The sequence below is a fragment of the Streptomyces sp. AC512_CC834 genome, from assembly GCF_019049325.1.
Classification (GTDB): Bacteria; Actinomycetota; Actinomycetes; order Streptomycetales; family Streptomycetaceae; genus Streptomyces.
The window spans coordinates 46,640-64,208 of record NZ_JAGMUO010000014.1; the positions used below are offsets into that span (position 1 = coordinate 46,640).

Below are 17,569 nucleotides of genomic sequence, written 5' to 3' on the forward strand. Positions count from 1 at the left end.
GCCCGGGGGTGGCTACTCGGCCGCCCCGTACATCCGGTCGCCCGCGTCGCCCAGGCCCGGCACGATGTAACCCTGCTCGTTCAGGCGCTCGTCGACCGAGGCGGTCACGACCGTCACGGGGGTGCCGGCCAGCTCGCGTTCCATGAGTTCGACGCCCTCGGGAGCGGCGAGCAGCACCACGGCCGTCACGTCGTCGGCGCCGCGCTTGATCAGCTCCCGGATCGACGCGACCAGGGTGCCGCCGGTGGCCAGCATCGGGTCCAGGACGTACACCTGACGCCCGGAGAGGTCGTCCGGCATGCGCGTGGCGTAGGTGGAGGCCTGGAGCGTCTCCTCGTCGCGCACCATGCCGAGGAAGCCCACCTCGGCGGTCGGCAGCAGCCGGACCATGCCCTCGAGCATGCCGAGGCCGGCCCGCAGGATCGGCACCACCAGCGGACGCGGGTGGGAGAGCTTGACGCCGGTGGTCTGCGAGACCGGCGTGCGGATGTCGACCTGTTCGGTGCGCACGTCGCGCGTGGCCTCGTAGGCGAGCAGGGTGACCAGCTCGTCGGCGAGACGGCGGAAGGTCGCGGAGTCGGTGCGCTGGTCGCGCAGCGTGGTGAGCTTGTGGGCGACCAGGGGGTGGTCGACGACGTGGAGACGCATGTCCACCACAGTAACCGGGCCCCGAGACACCGGCGTCCCCGCGGCGGGCAAGCCCCGGGCGGCGGCTCCACTCGTTCGCGGGCGTCAAACCACCCGGCCGGGGGAAGGTGGGAGGGACGGACGCTGGGTGGTGAGACTGTGCCTGACCGGGACTTCCACAAGATGCCGTTCCCCGGCGCGGAGCGGGGTACGGGCCGCGGGACGCAACCGAGTACAGATCCGGACCGCGATCCGGAGCCGGTGCGCGATCCCGCTCCGGGCCGCGCACCGGCTCGGGACCGCGATCCCGCTCGGGACCGTGATCCGGCTCCGGCTCCGGTGCGCGATCCGGAACCGGTGCGCGAGGCCGAACGGCGCCGACGCCGGGCGCAGTTCCTGCGGGACCTCGCGGAGGCCCGGGAGTTGCGGGACCGCGTCCAGCCGCGTCGCGCCAAGACCGCCCGGCTGCGGCACGCGATGCGCATGCGCACCTTCCGCTGGTAGCTCCCCCGGGCCAACTCTCTGACCCGCCCGGGGAAGATCGCGCGCCGCGCCGACGTTGGCGAAGACGGACATACGTGGGGACGGCGAGAATCCGCGTACGATCCGCACGTGGTGGCGACGAAGGCGCTGCTGGGCGGCGGTCCGGGGCCCTGCTTTCCGGACGCCGGTCAAAACCGCCGGACACAGGGCGCGGAAGACGTCCCCTGAGCGCCTTGTTTCTGCCACGATTCCGAGTGGGTGGGGCTCGGAGCACCGCTCCCCCGCCCGTAGCCTCCGCCGGGGGGATCCCCAACCGGCACGTCTATGACCAGTGGGAGAGTCACGGTGTACTTCGCCGCACTGCTCGCGCGCACCGAAGACGGGTGGGAAGCGAGCGACAGAGAGCTCGACGATGTGGAAACCCTGTCGGATCTGGCCGACCTGGCCCGGGAGGCCTCTCCCGACGACGACACGGTGCTCGTACTGATCGAGCAGGAGGACGCGTGGTTCGGAGTCGTCCGGGTGGACGGCGAGGAGGATCCCCGCATCTATGTCTCCGACGCCGCCGCGGCCGCCCGCAGCAGCTACGGCGAGATCCTGCTCACCGACGAGTTGCTCGGCCGGGAGCCCGGTGACGACGGCGACGACCTCGACGCCCTCGACCTCGACGGCACGGAGGACGGTGAGTCCGACGACGAGGCCGACGACGGTGACGGGGCCGACGGCGGTGACGCGGCCGCCGGTTCGGGCGAGGCCGTGCCGCACGGGCCGGTCGGCGACGCCGAGGTCCTCGACGACCTCGGCGTGAGCGAGAAGGAGCTGCGCTCGATGTCCGGGGACGCGGTCGGGGAGATCGCCGAGGCCCTGGGCGCCTCCGACGTCCTGGAGACCGTCCGCTGACCGCGCCGGCCGAGGAGGATCCCGAGGGAGCACCGCCCGACCCGGTGCGCGACCGGTGGCGGGCCGCGATGTGGCTCGCCCTGGCCGAGGCCGGGCGGGCCGTGCGGGGCGGGGACGTCCCCGTCGGCGCCGTCGTGCTGGCGCCGGACGGCGGCACCGTGCTGTCCGCCGGGCACAACGAACGCGAGGCCACCGGCGACCCGACGGCCCACGCCGAGGTCCTCGCGATCCGGCGGGCGGCCGCCGGACTGGGGGAGTGGCGGCTGACCGGCTGCACGCTCGTCGTCACCCTCGAGCCGTGCACGATGTGCGCGGGCGCGCTCGTCCAGTCCCGCGTCGACCGCGTCGTCTACGGCGCCCGCGACGACAAGGCGGGCGCGGCGGGGTCCCTGTGGGACGTCGTGCGCGACCGGCGCCTCAACCACCGTCCCGAGGTGATCGAGGGCGTTCTCGCGGACGACTGCGCCCGCCTGCTCACGGACTTCTTCCGCGACCGCTGACACCGCCGGAGACACCGCCCAACACCGCGCGGAGGGCTGCTCGGGGCGTCCCCACGACCGTCGAATACCGATTTCAAACCATGCCGCACCGTGCTGTAAGGTCTCTCTCGGTAGCGTGTCCGAGCGGCCGAAGGAGCTCGCCTCGAAAGCGAGTGTGGCGCAAGTCACCGTGGGTTCAAATCCCACCGCTACCGCTTTGGAAGGGCTCCGTCGAAAGACGGGGCCCTTCGTGCGATCATGAGCGGTCGAAGGCGTGAGTCGAAGGGACAGGGGAGGCCGCGGTGGCGGTGAACTCGAAGAAGATCGCCGTCTATGTGCTCGTGGTCTTCGTGCTGTATGTGATCATCACGGATCCGGAGAAGGCCGCCGACTACGTCCAGATAGGTTTCGAGGGCATATCCGACGCGGCGAGCTCCGTCGGCGACTTCATGACCTGGGCCGCCAACGGAGGAGAGTGACGAGATGATCCGCCACCTGGTGCTGTTCAAGCTGAACGACGGCGTCGGGCGCGACGACCCGCGCGTGATCGAGGGCGTCGAGGCCTTCCGGGCGCTGGGCGGCCGGATCGAGGAGCTGCGCGTGTGGGAGTGCGCCTGGAACATCAGCGACCGCCCCATCGCCTACGACTTCGCCATCAACTCGGCGGTGGACGACGCCGACGCCCTGGGGCGCTACCTCGGGCATCCGGCGCACCAGGCGGGCGTCGCGCTGTGGCGGGAGTTCGCCACCTGGGTGATCGCCGACTACGAGTTCTAGTACGACCGGACGCTCCGGCCCGTGCCTGTGGCCCCGCACCTGACCGGTGCGGGGCCGTTCTGCGTTCACTCAACACGACCTTATGCGGTGCTTGCACACAGTGGACATGTCTTGTGATGCTATGACCGCTTTTGACAGATGAGTTGACGGAAGAGTTGACAGATCACGAGGTGGAGTTGACCGTGCCGGCCAGTACTGCGCCTCAAGCCCCGCCCGCGCCGCCCGCGCCGCCCGCCCAGGCCCAGGAGACCCCGGACCCGGCCCCGGCCCCGGCTCCGGATCCGGCCTCGGCCCCCGCACCGCAGCGCAGCCGGGGTGCGGACACCCGGGCCCTGACCCAGGTGCTCTTCGGCGAGCTGAAGGGCCTCACGCCGGGTACGCCGGAGCACGACCGGGTGCGCGCGGCGCTCATCGAGGCCAACCTCCCGCTGGTGCGCTACGCCGCCGCCCGTTTCCGCTCGCGCAACGAGCCGATGGAGGACGTCGTCCAGGTCGGCACCATCGGGCTCATCAACGCCATCGACCGCTTCGACCCCGAGCGGGGCGTGCAGTTCCCGACGTTCGCGATGCCGACCGTCGTCGGCGAGATCAAGCGGTACTTCCGCGACAACGTCCGCACGGTGCACGTACCGCGCCGGCTGCACGAGCTGTGGGTGCAGGTCAACAGCGCCACCGAGGACCTCACGACCGCCTTCGGGCGCTCCCCGACGACCGCCGAGATCGCCGAGCGCCTGCGCATCACCGAGGAGGAGGTGCTGTCCTGCATCGAGGCGGGGCGGTCGTACCACGCCACCTCGCTGGAGGCCGCCCAGGAGGGCGACGGGCTGCCCGGGCTGCTCGACCGGCTCGGCTACGAGGACCCCGCGCTCGACGGGGTCGAGCACCGGGATCTCGTGCGGCACCTGCTCGTCCAGCTCCCGGAACGGGAGCAGCGGATTCTGCTGCTGCGCTATTACAGCAATCTGACCCAGTCGCAGATCAGCGCGGAACTCGGCGTCTCCCAGATGCACGTCTCGCGGCTACTGGCGCGTAGTTTCCAGCGGTTGAGGTCCGCGAACCGGATCGACGCGTAACCTCGACACGCCTCGACACGCCTCGACACGGACTCGAGACGGAGTCGAAAGCGCGAGCGAGGGGTCACCGGGGAGAGCGAATCGCTCACCAGGGCCGTTGCGGGCGGAATCGGCCCGAAAGACCGTCAGACCCCCTGTTTCCAGGGGCTATTCGCATCTCGGATGTCGACATGTCACTACAGCGCGTTGCCGACATGTGACATTCTGCCGGAGACGCGTTTGCCGGAGCCCCGGCTCCGGTATTCAGGTGAAGGCTGCGTTCCCGGCGTGGGAGCGTGTGCCGTGACCGTCCCGCGACCCAAAGGGGGTGGCATGTCCGCAGAACAGGGCAGCTCGAAGGTGCTTGCGCTCGCGGAGAGCGAGACCGCGCCCGACACGATCGAGGCGCTCGGCCCCGTCGGCCCGATCGGTCCCATCGGCTCCGTCGATGACGAACCGGCCGCCGAAGCCGTACCGAACCTCGACGCCGTGCCGGCCCAGACCCTTCCGGCCACGGAGGCCATCGACACCCGCACCCTGTCCCGCTCCCTGTTCCTGCGGCTCGCCGCCCTCGACCAGGACAGCCCCGAGCGCGCCTACGTCCGGGACACCCTGATCGAGCTCAATCTCCCGCTGGTGCGCTACGCCGCCGCGCGTTTCCGCTCCCGCAACGAGCCGATGGAGGACATCGTCCAGGTCGGCACCATCGGCCTGATCAAGGCGATCGACCGCTTCGACTGCGAACGGGGCGTGGAGTTCCCGACGTTCGCGATGCCGACGGTGGTCGGGGAGATCAAGCGCTTCTTCCGCGACACCTCGTGGTCGGTGCGCGTCCCGCGCCGCCTCCAGGAGCTGCGCCTGGCCCTGACGAAGGCCAGCGACGAGCTGTCCCAGAAGCTGGACCGCTCCCCCACGGTCGGCGAGTTGGCCACCGTGCTGGGCGTGACCGAGGAGGACGTCGTCGACGGCCTCGCGGTCGGCAACGCCTACACCGCCTCCTCGCTGGACTCCCCGGCCCCGGAGGACGACGGCGGCGAGGGTTCGCTGGCGGACCGCCTGGGCTACGAGGACACGGCGCTGGAGGGCGTGGAGTACCGCGAGTCCCTCAAGCCGCTGCTGGCCAAGCTGCCGCCCCGGGAGCGCCGGATCATCATGCTGCGCTTCTTCGCCAACATGACCCAGTCGCAGATCGGCGAGGAGGTCGGCATCTCGCAGATGCACGTCTCCCGGCTGCTGACCCGGACCCTGTCGCAGTTGCGCGAGGGCCTCATCTCCGACTGATCCGGTGGGCCGTGGGTCATGGGCCGCGGCCTGCTGCCCGCGGCCCGCTGCCCACGGCCGTCGTCACGACAGCCCGGTGGCCGCCGCGGCACCTCGGGGGTGCCGCGGCGGTCGCCGGGCTGCGCGCATTCCGGTACCCGGCCCGAACCGCCGAACCGCCGGACGGCCCCAGGCGTGCCCTAGCCGAGCGCCAGCCAGGCCACGGCCGCGACGACGATCACGGCGGCCACGATGCCGACGATCAGGCCGACGCGCGGCCCGGAGGAGGCGGCGGGGGCCGCCGGCCGGGTCTGCGGGGCTTCGTCGACGAACGCGCGGAACATCTGGGTGCTGCCTGCGGGGTCGTTGGTGCCCTGGGGGCCCTGGGGGCCCTGGTTGTTAGCCATGGGCCGAGACACTAGCGAATCCGCGGGTGCGGCCCAAGTGCGGGGCTCCCGACGCCCCTTGCCCCCGACCACCACCTACCACCTGCACGTTTACTTTCGCAATACTTGCCTTTGCCAACTTTTTATGCCGCGATGACCGTTTTTGTTTGCCTGTAGCAACCAACCGAACTTATGGTTGCCCTAAGCAACGAATCGGGAGGTGCGCATGGCCGAGAAGGCGCAGTACGAGGAGCTGATCCGCCAGTTCAGCGCCTTCGGCGCCGTGAAACGGGAGATGGGACGGCTGCTGCCGTCCGACTGTCCCGGTGGGTCCGTCGCCGTACTGACACTGCTCGGCCGCCACGGGGACATGCGCATGAGCAAGCTCGCGGAGCTGCTCGCGGTGGACATGTCGGTGACCAGCCGCCACGTCGCCCACGGCGCCGAACGGGGTTGGGTCGAACGCTTCCCCGACCCCGCGGACAAGCGCTCGCGCATCCTGCGCCTGACGCCCGCCGGGCAGGACCAGCTCGACGACATCGCCGAGCGGACCACCCAGCTTCTCTCCCACCGCCTGAGCGACTGGTCCGACGACGAGGTCGGCCAGCTCTCCCGGCTCATGGCCCGCCTCAGGGCCAGCTTCGACGACTGCCGGGCCCCCGCGGCCCGGCCTCCCGCACTGTCCGGGGACGAACAGTCCACCCGTACACCCGCGATCACCACGTAAGTAAAGGAAGTCCATGGCAACGACCACACCAGCCGGTGTGCGGGCTCATGCCAAGCACGGGGGAGGCTCCTCCGGAGACGCTCCGATGACGCACCGGCAGATCATGGAGGCACTGTCCGGGCTGCTGCTCGGCATGTTCTGCGCGATCCTGTCCTCCACCATCGTCACCAACGCCCTGCCCGAGATCATCGGCGACCTCGGTGGCGGCCAGAGCGCCTACACCTGGGTCGTCACCGCCTCGCTGCTGACGATGACCGCCTCCACCCCCCTGTGGGGCAAGCTCGCGGACCTGTTCAGCAAGAAGGCCCTGGTCCAGATAGCCCTGGTCGTCTTCGTCATCGGCTCCGTCGTGGCCGGTACGGCGCAGAACGCGGGGATGCTGATCACCGCGCGCGGCATCCAGGGCCTGGGCGCCGGCGGTCTGTCCGCCCTGGCGCAGATCATCATGGCCGCGATGATCGCCCCGCGTGAGCGCGGGCGCTACTCCGGCTACCTCGGCGCCACCTTCGCCGTCGCCACCGTCGGCGGTCCGCTGCTCGGCGGTGTCATCACCGACACGAGCTGGCTCGGCTGGCGCTGGTGCCTCTACGTCGGCGTGCCCTTCGCGATCCTCGCGCTGATCGTGCTGCAGAAGACGCTGCACCTGCCCGTGGTCAAGCGGAAGGTCAAGGTCGACTGGGCCGGCGCCTTCTTCGTCACCGCGGCCGTCAGCCTGCTGCTCGTCTGGGTCACCTTCGCCGACGACAAGTACTCCTGGATGTCCTGGCAGACCGGCGCCATGGTCGGCGGCGCGCTCGTGCTGGCGCTGCTCTTCCTCCTCGTCGAGTCGAAGGCCAGCGAGCCGATCATCCCGCTGCGCCTGTTCAAGAACCGCACCATCACGCTGGCCTCGCTGGCCTCGCTGTTCGTCGGTATCGCGATGTTCGCGGGCACCGTCTACTTCAGCCAGTACTTCCAACTGGCCCGGGGCAAGTCCCCGACCATGTCGGGTGTCATGACGATCCCGATGATCGGCGGCCTGTTCCTCTCGTCCACGGCCTCCGGCATCATCATCACCAAGACCGGCAAGTGGAAGCGCTGGCTGGTGTCCGGCGGCGTGCTGCTGACGGCGGGCCTGGGTCTGCTCAGCACCATGCGCTACGACACCCCGTACTGGCACATCGGCATCTTCATGGCGCTGATGGGTCTCGGCGTCGGCATGATGATGCAGAACCTGGTGCTCTGCACGCAGAACCAGGTGGCCCCGGGCGACCTGGGCTCCGCGTCCTCCACGGTCACCTTCTTCCGCTCCCTCGGCGGTGCGGTGGGCGTCTCGGTGCTCGGCTCCGTGATGTCCAGCCGGATCAGCAACTACGCCTCCGACAGCATCGGGCAACTGGGGCCCGAGGACCGGATGGCGGCAGGCAAGGCCCTGGGCTCCGGGCAGATCCCCGACATGGACCTGCTCCCCGCACCCATCCGCACCTGGCTGGAGAGCGCCTACGGGCACGGCATCGCCGACATCTTCCTGTACGTCGCACCGGTCGCGTTCCTCGCCATCGTGGTGACGCTGTTCATCAAGGAGGTCCCGCTGCGCACCAAGGGCGCCCTCGCCCAGGCGGCGGAGTCCTCGGCCGAGGCCGCACCGCCGGTCGCGGGCACTCCCGCGGAGGCCGTCCGCGTCGCCGACGAGCCTGCTCTGGCCGGTGCGACGGCGGCCGCTTCGGCCACGCCCTCCGGTGCCCCTTCCCCAGCTATGTCGGCCAAGTCGGCCATGTCGTCCACCGCGGACATATCGACGATCCCGGACACGTCGGTCGCCTCGGCGACGCGGGCGGCCTCCCCGGTCGCCGAACCGGCCGCCACGCAACGGCTCGCCGCCGTGGCCACGGCAACCGGCTCCGGTGAGCCGCAGGCACCCGTCTCCGCCGGCATCGCGGTCCGCGGCTTCGTCCGCGGCGCCGAGTCCGCGCCGGTCCCGCAGGCCGCCGTCACGCTGATCTCGCTGGCCGGCCGCCAACTGGGCCGCTCGGTCGCCCAGGGCGACGGCTCCTACGCCCTCGACGCGCCGAGCGCGGGGTCGTACGTCCTGATCGCCTCCGCCGACGGCTTCCAGCCGCAGGCCTCCACGATCGTCGTGAACGACGAGCCGGTCGCCTACGACATCCTGCTCAGCGGCACCAGCGGGCTCACCGGCCTGGTCCGGGCCGTGGACAGCGGGCTGCCGGTCAAGGACGCGATGGTGATCGTGACCGATGTCCGCGGTGACCTGCTGGCCAGCGCGGCCACCGGGGAGCAGGGCGAGTTCGCCCTCACCGAGCTGGTGCCGGGCACGGTGACCGTCGCGGTCAACGCCGCCGGCTACCGGCCGCGCGCCCTGCCGCTGGAGGTCGGCGGCACCGGCGTCACCCGCGTCGAGGTCGACCTCCAGGCCGGCGCGCAGGTCCAGGGCGTCGTGCGGGCTCCGCACGGTCCGCTGGCCGACGCCCGCGTCACGCTGGTCGACGCCGCCGGGAACGTGGTCGGCACGGCCACCACCGGCACGGACGGGGCGTACGCCTTCACCGACCTGGACGCCGGTGAGTACACCGTCATCGCGACCGGCTACCCGCCGGTGGCCACCGCCCTGACGGTCGCGGGCCCCGGTGCCGACGGCCACGACATCGAGCTCGCCCACCCCGGCGAGTAGCACGGCCCCGGCCCGTGGTGGCGTGCGCGCTCTGAGCGGAGGTGCGCCCGCCCACCACGGGCCGGTTTCTTTACGACCGCTTCATTAACGACCGCTTCATTAACGACGGCTTCTGTACGGCCGCTTCTATACGACCATTTTCTGAGCTTTTGCAGGGAGAAAACGGGATGGGACTGACCGCGAGGATCCGAACGCGGGACGGATGGGCCGTGTCGCACGCGGTCGTCACGGTGACCGACATGACGGGCGCGCAGGTGCTGCGCGCCGAGGCGGACACCGAGGGCGCCGTGCGGGACACCACGGCGTTGCCGCCCGGGGCGTACACCGTCATCGTCACCGCGGTCGGCTACGCGCCCGCCGCCTCCAGCGCGATCGTCACCGCGAGCGGCCGGGCCGAGGTCGGCACGGTGACGCTGGCCCGGCAGGGCGGTACCGAACTGCCGCCGCCGGGGCCGTGGACGGTCGACCCGGCGCACTCCGCCGTGGCCGCCGTCGCCCAGCACCTCGGGATCTCCAGTGTGCGCGGCCGCTTCACCGACTTCGCCGCCACGGTCGAGATCGCGCCGGACGACGTCACCAAGTCCCGGGTGGAGGCGGTGATCCGGGCGGCCTCCATCGACACCGGCAACGGCATGCGCGACACCCACCTGCGCTCGGCGGACTTCCTGGACGTCGAGCGCTACCCGGAGATCACCTACCGCTCCACCGCGGTGAGCGAGGCCGGTCCCGACCGCTGGACCGTCCACGGCGAGCTGGGCCTGCACGGGGTCGTCCGCGAGGTCGACCTGGACCTGGCCTACCTCGGCACCGGCGCCGACCCCTGGGGCGGCACCCGGGCGGCCTTCCGGGCCACGACGGAACTGCACCGCGAGGACTTCGCGATGAACTACAACCAGGTCGTCCAGGCCGGCATCGCCGCCATCGGGACGACACTCAGGGTCGAGCTGGACATCCAGGCGGTCCAGGGGGAGTCACTGCCCGCCGCGTGAGGCGCCGCCGGACGCCCGGTCCACCAACCCGGCACACAGGTCCCGGAGCTTGACGTTCCGGTCCTGTGAGGCCCGGCGCAACCGCTCCATGGCCCGGTGGGCGTCGATCCGCTCCCGGGCCATCAGCATGCCGACCGCCTGGTCGATGACGCCGCGGGAGAGCAGGGCGGTGCGCACGTCGGCCGCCGAGGCCTGCTGCCGTTCGATGCGCAGCGCCTCGTTCACCGCCTCCGCGGCCCGCTCCGCGAAGGCGCGGGCCGCGTCCAGTGCGGCGGCCAGGGAGTCGGGCTCGAGGCCGTAGAGGTTGAGCGCGGCGCCCGTCTCGCCCTCGACGGCCAGCGGCAGCGCCAGCACACAGCGCACACCGGTGGCCAGCGCATACTCCGTGTACGCGGGCCAGCGGGACTCGGCCGCCAGGTCGGGGGCGTACTGCGCGCTGCCCGTCTCGGCGGCGTCCACACAGGGGCCCGAGCCGTTCTCGTACTGCCGCAGGTCCAGGCCGCCGGGCAGGCCGGAGCTGCCCGCCAGGGTCATCAGCCGGTCGGCGCGGCGCACCGTGACCGAGCAGGCGGTGGCGCCGGGCACCTGCACGACCGCCCGGTCGGTCAGATCGCGCAGCAGGGTGTCGAGACCCCGGCTGCGCGCCATGGCGTGGTCAAGCGTGTCCGTGGTCCGCGAGGTCATGCCCGTACGGATGTCCCGTCACCGCTCGCCCACTCCTCGGCCCCCCGCGCCGTCCTTCACACCGTCCTTCGCGCTGTCCGCCGTGTCGACGATGCGGCGGGCCAGGTCACGCAGCTTCACGTTCTCCCGCTGGGAGGCCTTCACCAGGGACTCGAAGGCCCCGGCCGCGTCGATGTCCAGGCGCTCCATGAGGATGCCGGTGGCCTGGCCGATCAGGTCCCGGGTACGCATGGCCTCGGTGAGCTGCTCACGCACGGTCGCCGAGTCCAGGGCGAGGGCGACGTGCGCGGTGAACAGCCGGCCGATGCGGGTGGCGTCCTCGTCGAAGGCCTGCGGTTTGCGCGCGTACGCGGTCAGCACGGTCAGGCGGCGCCGGTCGGCGCGCAGCCGCAGGGACAGCGCCGAGCGCAGACCGAGACCGGCGAGGATGTTGCCGCCGCCGTCGGCCTCGCTGTCGTCCGTCCGCACCACGGGCGTGGTCCACAGGTGCTCCCAGTCCGGGTGCGGCTCCCGCCCCCCGTGCCGGGGCTCGGCCGCGAACCGTACGGCCTCGTCGGTCCAGGCGAGCGTGCGCAGCCGGCCGCCGCGCTGGACCTCCGCGATGCCCGCGTGCTCCGCGCCGGGCAGCAGGCGCACCGCCAGCCCCACCGCGGTGCTCAGGGTGTCGTCCGGGGCGCCCGCACCGTGCAGGTGCCGGGCCGCCGCCGTCAGGGCGTCGGCCAGCTCGAAACCAGCCAGAAAACGCGGCAAATCAGTAAATTCGGACGCAGCCACCACGAACCTCTTCGGCATGCGCGGCCAAACGGCCGTGCGCAGGAGAGCTCCGCAGCACATTCCCGACTGCGAGCACAGGACGAATAGCACTTTAGCTGCTTGGTTGCGTGCCGGTGACGCCCGGCCGAAGGACCGGGCGGGCGCCTTTCGCACCGCCCCGCCGCGTGGTGGAATGGGCACGGGTCAGGAAGCGGCCCGGCCGGAAGCCCGACGGACGTCTGTCAGGTGAGTGCTGTGACCTTCCCTCCCCAGCCCTGCGAGCCGTGCGAGCCGTGTGATCCACCCGGCCGCGCCGTGCTCGCCATGCCCAGCGACATCGACTTCTGCAACGCCGCGGGGCTGCTGCCCCTGATCACGGCCGCCGTGGACCAGCACGTGGACCAGCACTCCGACGACCTGCGCCTCCTCGTCCTGGACCTCACCGCGACCCGCTTCATGGACTCCCAGGGCGTCCGTCTCATCGTCGCGGTGCGCCGCCGTCTGCCCGGCCACACCCGGCTGCGGGTGGTGGCCGCCCCGAAGGGCGTACCGAGCCGCGTCCTGGAGCTGACCGGCCTGCGCCGCGACGTGCCGGTGTACGACAACCTCGCGGAGGCGCTGCGTGAGGAGAGCCGGGACGGCTCAGAGCGGGACGGCGGAGAGCGGGAATGCGGCCTAGGCTGACGGCATGGCACCGAACATCGCGACGAACACCCGTGTCTCCCTCGACGAGTTGCTGGACTTCGTACGCCCCCGGCACCGGGCGATCCTGCTGACCCGGCGGGCCGACGGCAGCCCCCAGGGATCGCCGCTGACCTGCGGCGTCGACGACTCCGGCCGGATCGTCCTCTCCACCTACCCCGAGCGGGCCAAGACGCGCAACGCGCGCCGCGACCCGCGGGTCAGCCTCATCGTGCTCAGCGACGAGTGGAACGGCCCCTGGGTCCAGCTCGACGGCACGGCCGAGGTCATCGACTCCCCCGACTCCGTGGAGCCGCTCGTGGAGTACTTCCGCAACATCTCCGGCGAGCACCCGGACTGGGACGAGTACCGGCAGGCCATGATCAAGCAGGGCAAGTCCATCGTCCGGGTGACACCCGAGAAGTGGGGGCCGGTGGCGACCGGCGGCTTCCCGGCGCACCTGACGACGGACGACTGAGGCCGGGTCAGCCCCGTTCGACCATCGCCTCGATGCCCGCCACGAGCAGGTCGAGGGCGAACTCGAAGTCCCGGTCCAGCATCTCCGCGACGGTGTCGCCGCCGCGGGCCGCCATGATCTCCCGGGCGTCCTCGATGACGCCCCCGGTGTCCGGCACCTCGGTCACCGCGTTCATCGAGTCCTGGAAGTACTCGTCCGCGCTCAGGCCGGTGTCCGCCACCCGGGCGAGGAAGCGGCCCTCGATCGTGCCGTAGCCGTGGACGAACTGGAAGACGGCGGCGATGGCGCCGGTCACGCGGTGCGCGGGCAACCCGCTGCGGCGTACGACGCTCTGCACCGACCGGGAGAAGGCCAGCGCGTTGGGCCCGATGTTGAGGTAGGTGCCGGCCAGCCGGGACAGCCAGAGGTGGCGCACCAGCAGCGCTCGGTTCTCCCGGGCCAGCGCGCGCAGTTGCCCGCGCCAGTCCTGGCCGGCCTCCGGGTCGGGGTGGCCGAGCTCGCCGAACACGGCGTCCAGGGCGAGTTCGAGCAGCTCGTCCTTGGTGTCGACGTACCAGTACACGGACATCGCGGTGACGTTCAGCTCGGCGGCCAGGCGGCGCATGGAGAACCCGGCCAGGCCCTCGGCGTCCAGCAGGCCGACGGTGGCCTCGGTGATCCGCTCCCGGTCGAGACCGGACGGCTGCCCGCCGCGCCGCCGACTGCGTCGCCCCTCACCCGCCAGCCAGACACTCGCCCGGGGGCCCTGCCGCCCTGCCTTCGCCATGCGCGCCTACCTCGCTCTCACCATCACCGGTCATGCTAGGCGCCCCGAAAGGGGCGCGGGGCGTGACACCGTGCGGCTCCGCCGTGCGGGCGCGACCAGCCACAACGAGCCAGTCGCGCCGTCGCGCCCTGCTCCGTCCGGGTCAGCTCGTCGGCTGGGTGAGGTCGTAGAAGGTGGCCGAACCGACGGTCACCTCCTTGTAGTTGTCCTCGACCCAGGAGGTGATCTGCGACGAGGTGCCGGAGTCGCCGCCCATGCCGCCGCCTCCCGTACCGCCGCCGATGAAGTAGTGGATCCTGCCGTCCGCCACGTACTTCTTGAACTGGGCCAGGGTCGGCGACGGGTCCGTGCCGTTGAAGCCGCCGATCGCCATCACCGGGTCACCGGTGCTGAGCTGGTAGCTCGCGGCGTTCTGGGAGCCGATCGCGGCGGCGACCCAGGTGTAGTCCTCGGCGTCGGCCTCCAGCAGCTTCTTGGCCTCGGCGTCGACCTGGGCGCCGTTGAGGAGACCGCCCATGCCGCCACCGCCCATGCCTCCGCCGGCACCCATGCGGCCGCCTTCACCGGTCGTGCCGTTCGTGCCGTTCTGGCCGTTCTGGCCGTTCTGCGGTGCCTGGCCGTTCGGGGCCGACTGGCCGTTCTGACCAGGGGCGCCGCCAGGGAAACCGCCGGTGCCGGGCGCGCCCTGGCCCTGACCTTGCCCCTGACCCTGGCCCTGACCCTGACCAGGTGCGTTCCCGCCGCCCGGGAAGCCGCCGCCTCCGGGGCCACCGCCTCGGCCGCCGCCGCCCGGGCCGCCCATCATGCTCGCGCCGGACGGACCGGCCGTGACGATGGAGCCGCTGTGCCCCTCACGCACGGTGCTCAGCGTGTACGCGGTGGGCGCGGCCAGGGACGCCACGAGGCCGAGACCCGCCGCCGCGAGGGCGGTCCGCCGCCCCAGCCGGCCGGCGAAGACGAGCCCGAGCGCGGCGGCCAGACCGCCGACCAGGACCAGCCACTTCAGCCAGGGCAGGTAGTCGGGCGTACGGCCCAGCAGCACGTACCCCCAGGCCGCGCTCGCCGTGACGGCGGCGGCGAGGGCGAGCGAGACCCAGATCCGCTCGCGCCGTTCCCACAACGCCGCGGCGCCCATGCCGATGACGGCCGCCAGATAGGGCGCGAGCGCGACCGTGTAGTACTGGTGGAAGATGCCGGCCATGTAGCTGAAGACGGCCGTGGTCATCAGCAGCGAACCGCCCCAGACCAGGAGGGACGCGCGGGTGGCGTCCGTACGGCCGCCGCGCCGCATGGCGACGAGCCCCGCGACGAGCAGGATCAGGGCGGCCGGGAGCAGCCAGGAGATCTGGCCGCCGATCTCGGAGTTGAACATCCGGTCCCAGCCGGTCTCGCCCCACTGCCCGCCGCCACCGCCACCCATGCCGCCACCGCCACCGCCGACGCTGCCGGTCTCCTCGCCGTTGAGCCGGCCGAGGCCGTTGTAGCCGAAGGTCAGCTCCAGGAAGCTGTTGTTCTGCGAGCCGCCGATGTACGGGCGGGACGACGCCGGCCACAGCTCCACGACCGCGACCCACCAGCCGCCGGAGACGACGATCGCGGCGGTCGCCAGCGCCAGTTGGCCCAGTCGCCTCTTCAGTCGGACCGGCGCGCAGACGCCGTAGACCAGGGCCAGCGGAGGCAGGATCAGGAAGGCCTGGAGGGTCTTCGCCAGGAACGCGCAGCCGATCGCGACGCCCGCCCACACCAGCCACTTGGTCCGGCCGTCCTCCAGCGCCCGTACGACGAGGTAGCAGGTGACGGACATCAGCAGCGCAAGGAGCGCGTCCGGGTTGTTGAACCGGAACATCAGCGCCGCGACCGGCGTGAGCGCCAGGACGGCGCCCGCGATCAACCCGGCGGCGGGGCTGAACCGGCGGCGCACGGCGGCGTACACGACGGCGACCGTCGCGACGCCCATCAGCACCTCGGGGACGAGGATCGACCAGGAGGAGAGACCGAAGATCCTGACCGCCAGCGCCATCGGCCACAGCGCGGCCGGGGGCTTGTCGACGGTGATGGCGTTGCCGGCGTCGAGCGAGCCGAAGAAGAACGCCTTCCAGGACTCGCTGCCCGCCTGCACGGCCGCCGAGTAGAAGGAGTTGGCGTAGCCGGAGGCGCTCAGGTTGTAGAGGTAGAGCAGGGTGGTGGCCAGCAGCAGGCCGAGGAAGGCCGGGCGCACCCAGCGGGGGTCCTCCGGGCGGCCCCGCCACAGTCCGCGGAGCCGGAGCCGGGTCTGCCCAGCGGCCTGCCGGGCGGCCTGCCGGTGGGAGGGGTGCGCCGACGAGGCCGGCGTACCCCCGTCCTCGCGGTCGGCGGGACGCGTGTCGTCCACGTCCCCCGTCCGGTCGTCGTGCGTGTCGTGGGTGTCGTGCGTGTCGTGCGTGTCGTGCGTGTGCGTCGTCATCGTCCGTCCATCGGGTCGGTGTCGGCGGAGCGCACCGGTTGCAGCCGCAGGGTCGCGTCGCTCCAGTGGTGGTAGGGGTCCGGGTGCCGAGGGGCCGGCGCGTCGGTGATCAGCGGCACGTCAATCGCGGGCTGCACGTCCCGCTCGGGCTGCAGGTCCCGCTCGGGCGCCGCGTCCGGGAACACCCAGGCGCGGAAGAGCAGGAAGCGCAGCACGGTGGCCGCGAGGTTGGCGGCGATCAGTACCGCCAGCTCGGTGGAGTGGTCCGGGTCGGCCGTCGCCGCGTTCAGGGCGGCGAGCGAACCGCTGGTCAGGACGAGACCGATGCCCCAGACGACCAGCCCCTGCGCCTGGTGCCGCACCGCGCCGCCCCGGCCCCGCACCCCGAAGGTGAGCCGCCGGTTGGCGGCGGTGTTGGCGACCGCCGAGACCAGCAGCGCGAGCGCGTTGGCGAGCTGGGAGCCGGCGAAGAGCCGGAAGCCGCTGTAGAGCAGCAGGTAGAAGAGAGTGGACAGGACGCCGACGACACAGAAGCCGACGAGTTGCCGGGCCAGCCCCTGCGGTACGTCCTTCAGGTCGCGGTCGCGCGGGTCGTCACCGAAGGGCCGGGCCAGCCGGTCCAGGGGCAGCGAACCGGTGGCCAGTGCCTTGCCGACCCGCCACACGCCCTTGAGGTCCTCGGTCGCGGTCTTCACGATGTGCACGGTGGAGTCGGGGTCGTCGACCCAGTCGACCGGCACCTCGTGGATCCGGCACCCGGCGCGCTCGGCGAGCACGAGCATCTCGGTGTCGAAGAACCAGCCGGTGTCCTCCACCAGCGGCAGCAGCACCCGGGCCACGTCGCGGCGGATCGCCTTGAAGCCGCACTGGGCGTCGGAGAAGCGGGCCTGGAGGGAGCCGCGCAGGATGAGGTTGTAGGTGCGGGAGATGAACTCCCGCTTGGCCCCGCGCACCACCCGCGAGCTGCGGGCGAGCCGCGAGCCGATCGCGAGGTCCGAGTGGCCGGAGATCAGCGGCGCCACCAGCGGCAGCAGCGCGTTCAGGTCGGTGGACAGGTCCACGTCCATGTAGGCCAGGACCGGGGCGTCCGAGGCCGACCAGACGGCCCGCAGGGCCCGGCCCCGCCCCTTCTGCTCCAGCCGGACGGACCTGACCCGGTCGAGGTCCGCCGCCAGCCGGGACGCGACGTGCCCGGTGGCGTCCGTGGAGGCGTTGTCCGCGACCGTGATGCGGAAGGCGTAGGGGAACGTCCGCGTGAGGTGCTCGTGCAGTCTCAGGACGCACGGCCTCAGGTCCTTCTCCTCGTTGTAGACGGGGATCACTACGTCCAGGACAGGCGTACCGGCTCCTGCGGCCGGGAGATGCTCCCGCGCCGGCAGGGAGCCGGGAGAAGAGTCGGTTCGCATGCGACCGACT

General features: G+C 71.9%; 19 protein-coding genes and 1 tRNA gene. 13 read left to right on the forward strand and 7 right to left on the reverse strand.

Annotated features, from left to right (window positions below; translation table 11 throughout):
• Positions 1-12: 12 nt before the first annotated feature.
• Positions 13-648, reverse strand: a complete 636-nt coding sequence (gene upp, locus KUM40_RS04255; RefSeq protein ID WP_217162952.1) for a uracil phosphoribosyltransferase — start codon at positions 646-648, stop codon at positions 13-15.
• Positions 649-984: 336 nt separating this feature from the next.
• Between upp and KUM40_RS04260 the strand changes: the two genes are divergently transcribed.
• The 8 genes from KUM40_RS04260 to KUM40_RS04295 all read left to right on the forward strand — a co-directional run bounded on the left by KUM40_RS04260 (position 985) and on the right by KUM40_RS04295 (position 5,599).
• On the forward strand, positions 985-1,131 hold the full coding sequence (locus KUM40_RS04260; RefSeq protein ID WP_217163628.1) for a hypothetical protein: 147 nt from the start codon (positions 985-987) through the stop codon (positions 1,129-1,131).
• 324 nt (positions 1,132-1,455) lie between these two features.
• Positions 1,456-2,010 (forward strand): hypothetical protein, encoded by a 555-nt coding sequence (locus tag KUM40_RS04265; protein ID WP_217163578.1) that lies wholly within the window; start codon positions 1,456-1,458, stop codon positions 2,008-2,010.
• Positions 2,011-2,078: 68 nt separating this feature from the next.
• Positions 2,079-2,510 carry a tRNA adenosine(34) deaminase TadA gene (gene tadA / locus KUM40_RS04270; protein ID WP_254394576.1) on the forward strand — a complete coding sequence of 144 codons (432 nt, stop codon included), beginning with the start codon at positions 2,079-2,081 and terminating at the stop codon, positions 2,508-2,510.
• Between the two features lie 109 nt (positions 2,511-2,619).
• A tRNA-Ser gene (locus tag KUM40_RS04275) sits at positions 2,620-2,704 on the forward strand.
• A gap of 87 nt (positions 2,705-2,791) precedes the next feature.
• Positions 2,792-2,968 carry a hypothetical protein gene (locus KUM40_RS04280; RefSeq protein WP_217162955.1) on the forward strand — a complete coding sequence of 59 codons (177 nt, stop codon included), beginning with the start codon at positions 2,792-2,794 and terminating at the stop codon, positions 2,966-2,968.
• Between the two features lie 4 nt (positions 2,969-2,972).
• Complete coding sequence (locus KUM40_RS04285) at positions 2,973-3,266, forward strand: Dabb family protein (RefSeq protein ID WP_217162957.1); 294 nt, start codon at positions 2,973-2,975, stop codon at positions 3,264-3,266.
• Between the two features lie 182 nt (positions 3,267-3,448).
• Positions 3,449-4,339 (forward strand): RNA polymerase sigma factor SigF, encoded by an 891-nt coding sequence (locus KUM40_RS04290; protein ID WP_217162960.1) that lies wholly within the window; start codon positions 3,449-3,451, stop codon positions 4,337-4,339.
• Positions 4,340-4,651: 312 nt separating this feature from the next.
• Positions 4,652-5,599, forward strand: a complete 948-nt coding sequence (locus KUM40_RS04295) for an RNA polymerase sigma factor SigF (RefSeq protein ID WP_217162962.1) — start codon at positions 4,652-4,654, stop codon at positions 5,597-5,599.
• Positions 5,600-5,778: 179 nt separating this feature from the next.
• Here KUM40_RS04295 and KUM40_RS04300 read toward each other — a convergent pair whose 3' ends face one another.
• Positions 5,779-5,985, reverse strand: a complete 207-nt coding sequence (locus tag KUM40_RS04300) for a hypothetical protein (protein ID WP_217162966.1) — start codon at positions 5,983-5,985, stop codon at positions 5,779-5,781.
• 205 nt (positions 5,986-6,190) lie between these two features.
• Between KUM40_RS04300 and KUM40_RS04305 the strand changes: the two genes are divergently transcribed.
• The 3 genes from KUM40_RS04305 to KUM40_RS04315 all read left to right on the forward strand — a co-directional run bounded on the left by KUM40_RS04305 (position 6,191) and on the right by KUM40_RS04315 (position 10,348).
• Complete coding sequence (locus tag KUM40_RS04305; protein WP_217162969.1) at positions 6,191-6,691, forward strand: MarR family winged helix-turn-helix transcriptional regulator; 501 nt, start codon at positions 6,191-6,193, stop codon at positions 6,689-6,691.
• A 13-nt stretch (positions 6,692-6,704) separates the two neighbouring features.
• Entirely contained in the window at positions 6,705-9,359 is a 2,655-nt protein-coding gene (locus tag KUM40_RS04310; protein ID WP_217162971.1) for an MFS transporter, read from the forward strand.
• A gap of 167 nt (positions 9,360-9,526) precedes the next feature.
• Entirely contained in the window at positions 9,527-10,348 is an 822-nt protein-coding gene (locus KUM40_RS04315) for a YceI family protein (RefSeq protein ID WP_217162974.1), read from the forward strand.
• Here the strand turns inward: KUM40_RS04315 and KUM40_RS04320 are convergent.
• Both KUM40_RS04320 and KUM40_RS04325 read right to left on the reverse strand, forming a co-directional pair.
• Entirely contained in the window at positions 10,331-11,032 is a 702-nt protein-coding gene (locus KUM40_RS04320) for a GAF and ANTAR domain-containing protein (protein ID WP_217162976.1), read from the reverse strand. The genes KUM40_RS04315 and KUM40_RS04320 overlap by 18 nt on opposite strands.
• Before the next feature lie 18 nt (positions 11,033-11,050).
• Positions 11,051-11,824 carry an ANTAR domain-containing protein gene (locus KUM40_RS04325; protein WP_217162979.1) on the reverse strand — a complete coding sequence of 258 codons (774 nt, stop codon included), beginning with the start codon at positions 11,822-11,824 and terminating at the stop codon, positions 11,051-11,053.
• 216 nt (positions 11,825-12,040) lie between these two features.
• Between KUM40_RS04325 and KUM40_RS04330 the strand changes: the two genes are divergently transcribed.
• Both KUM40_RS04330 and KUM40_RS04335 read left to right on the forward strand, forming a co-directional pair.
• Complete coding sequence (locus KUM40_RS04330) at positions 12,041-12,469, forward strand: STAS domain-containing protein (protein ID WP_217162981.1); 429 nt, start codon at positions 12,041-12,043, stop codon at positions 12,467-12,469.
• A 4-nt stretch (positions 12,470-12,473) separates the two neighbouring features.
• Entirely contained in the window at positions 12,474-12,944 is a 471-nt protein-coding gene (locus KUM40_RS04335; protein ID WP_217162983.1) for a PPOX class F420-dependent oxidoreductase, read from the forward strand.
• 7 nt (positions 12,945-12,951) lie between these two features.
• Here the strand turns inward: KUM40_RS04335 and KUM40_RS04340 are convergent, their stop codons facing one another.
• The 3 genes from KUM40_RS04340 to KUM40_RS04350 form a co-directional block, all read right to left on the reverse strand.
• Positions 12,952-13,710, reverse strand: a complete 759-nt coding sequence (locus tag KUM40_RS04340; RefSeq protein ID WP_217162987.1) for a TetR/AcrR family transcriptional regulator — start codon at positions 13,708-13,710, stop codon at positions 12,952-12,954.
• Positions 13,711-13,852: 142 nt separating this feature from the next.
• The gene (locus tag KUM40_RS04345; RefSeq protein ID WP_254394540.1) at positions 13,853-16,153 is read right to left on the reverse strand and encodes a glycosyltransferase family 39 protein; all 2,301 of its coding nucleotides are present in this window, start codon (positions 16,151-16,153) and stop codon (positions 13,853-13,855) included.
• The gene (locus KUM40_RS04350; protein WP_217162996.1) at positions 16,150-17,559 is read right to left on the reverse strand and encodes a bifunctional glycosyltransferase family 2/GtrA family protein; all 1,410 of its coding nucleotides are present in this window, start codon (positions 17,557-17,559) and stop codon (positions 16,150-16,152) included. The genes KUM40_RS04345 and KUM40_RS04350 overlap by 4 nt, the downstream gene beginning before the upstream one ends.
• Between the last annotated feature and the right edge of the window lie 10 nt (positions 17,560-17,569).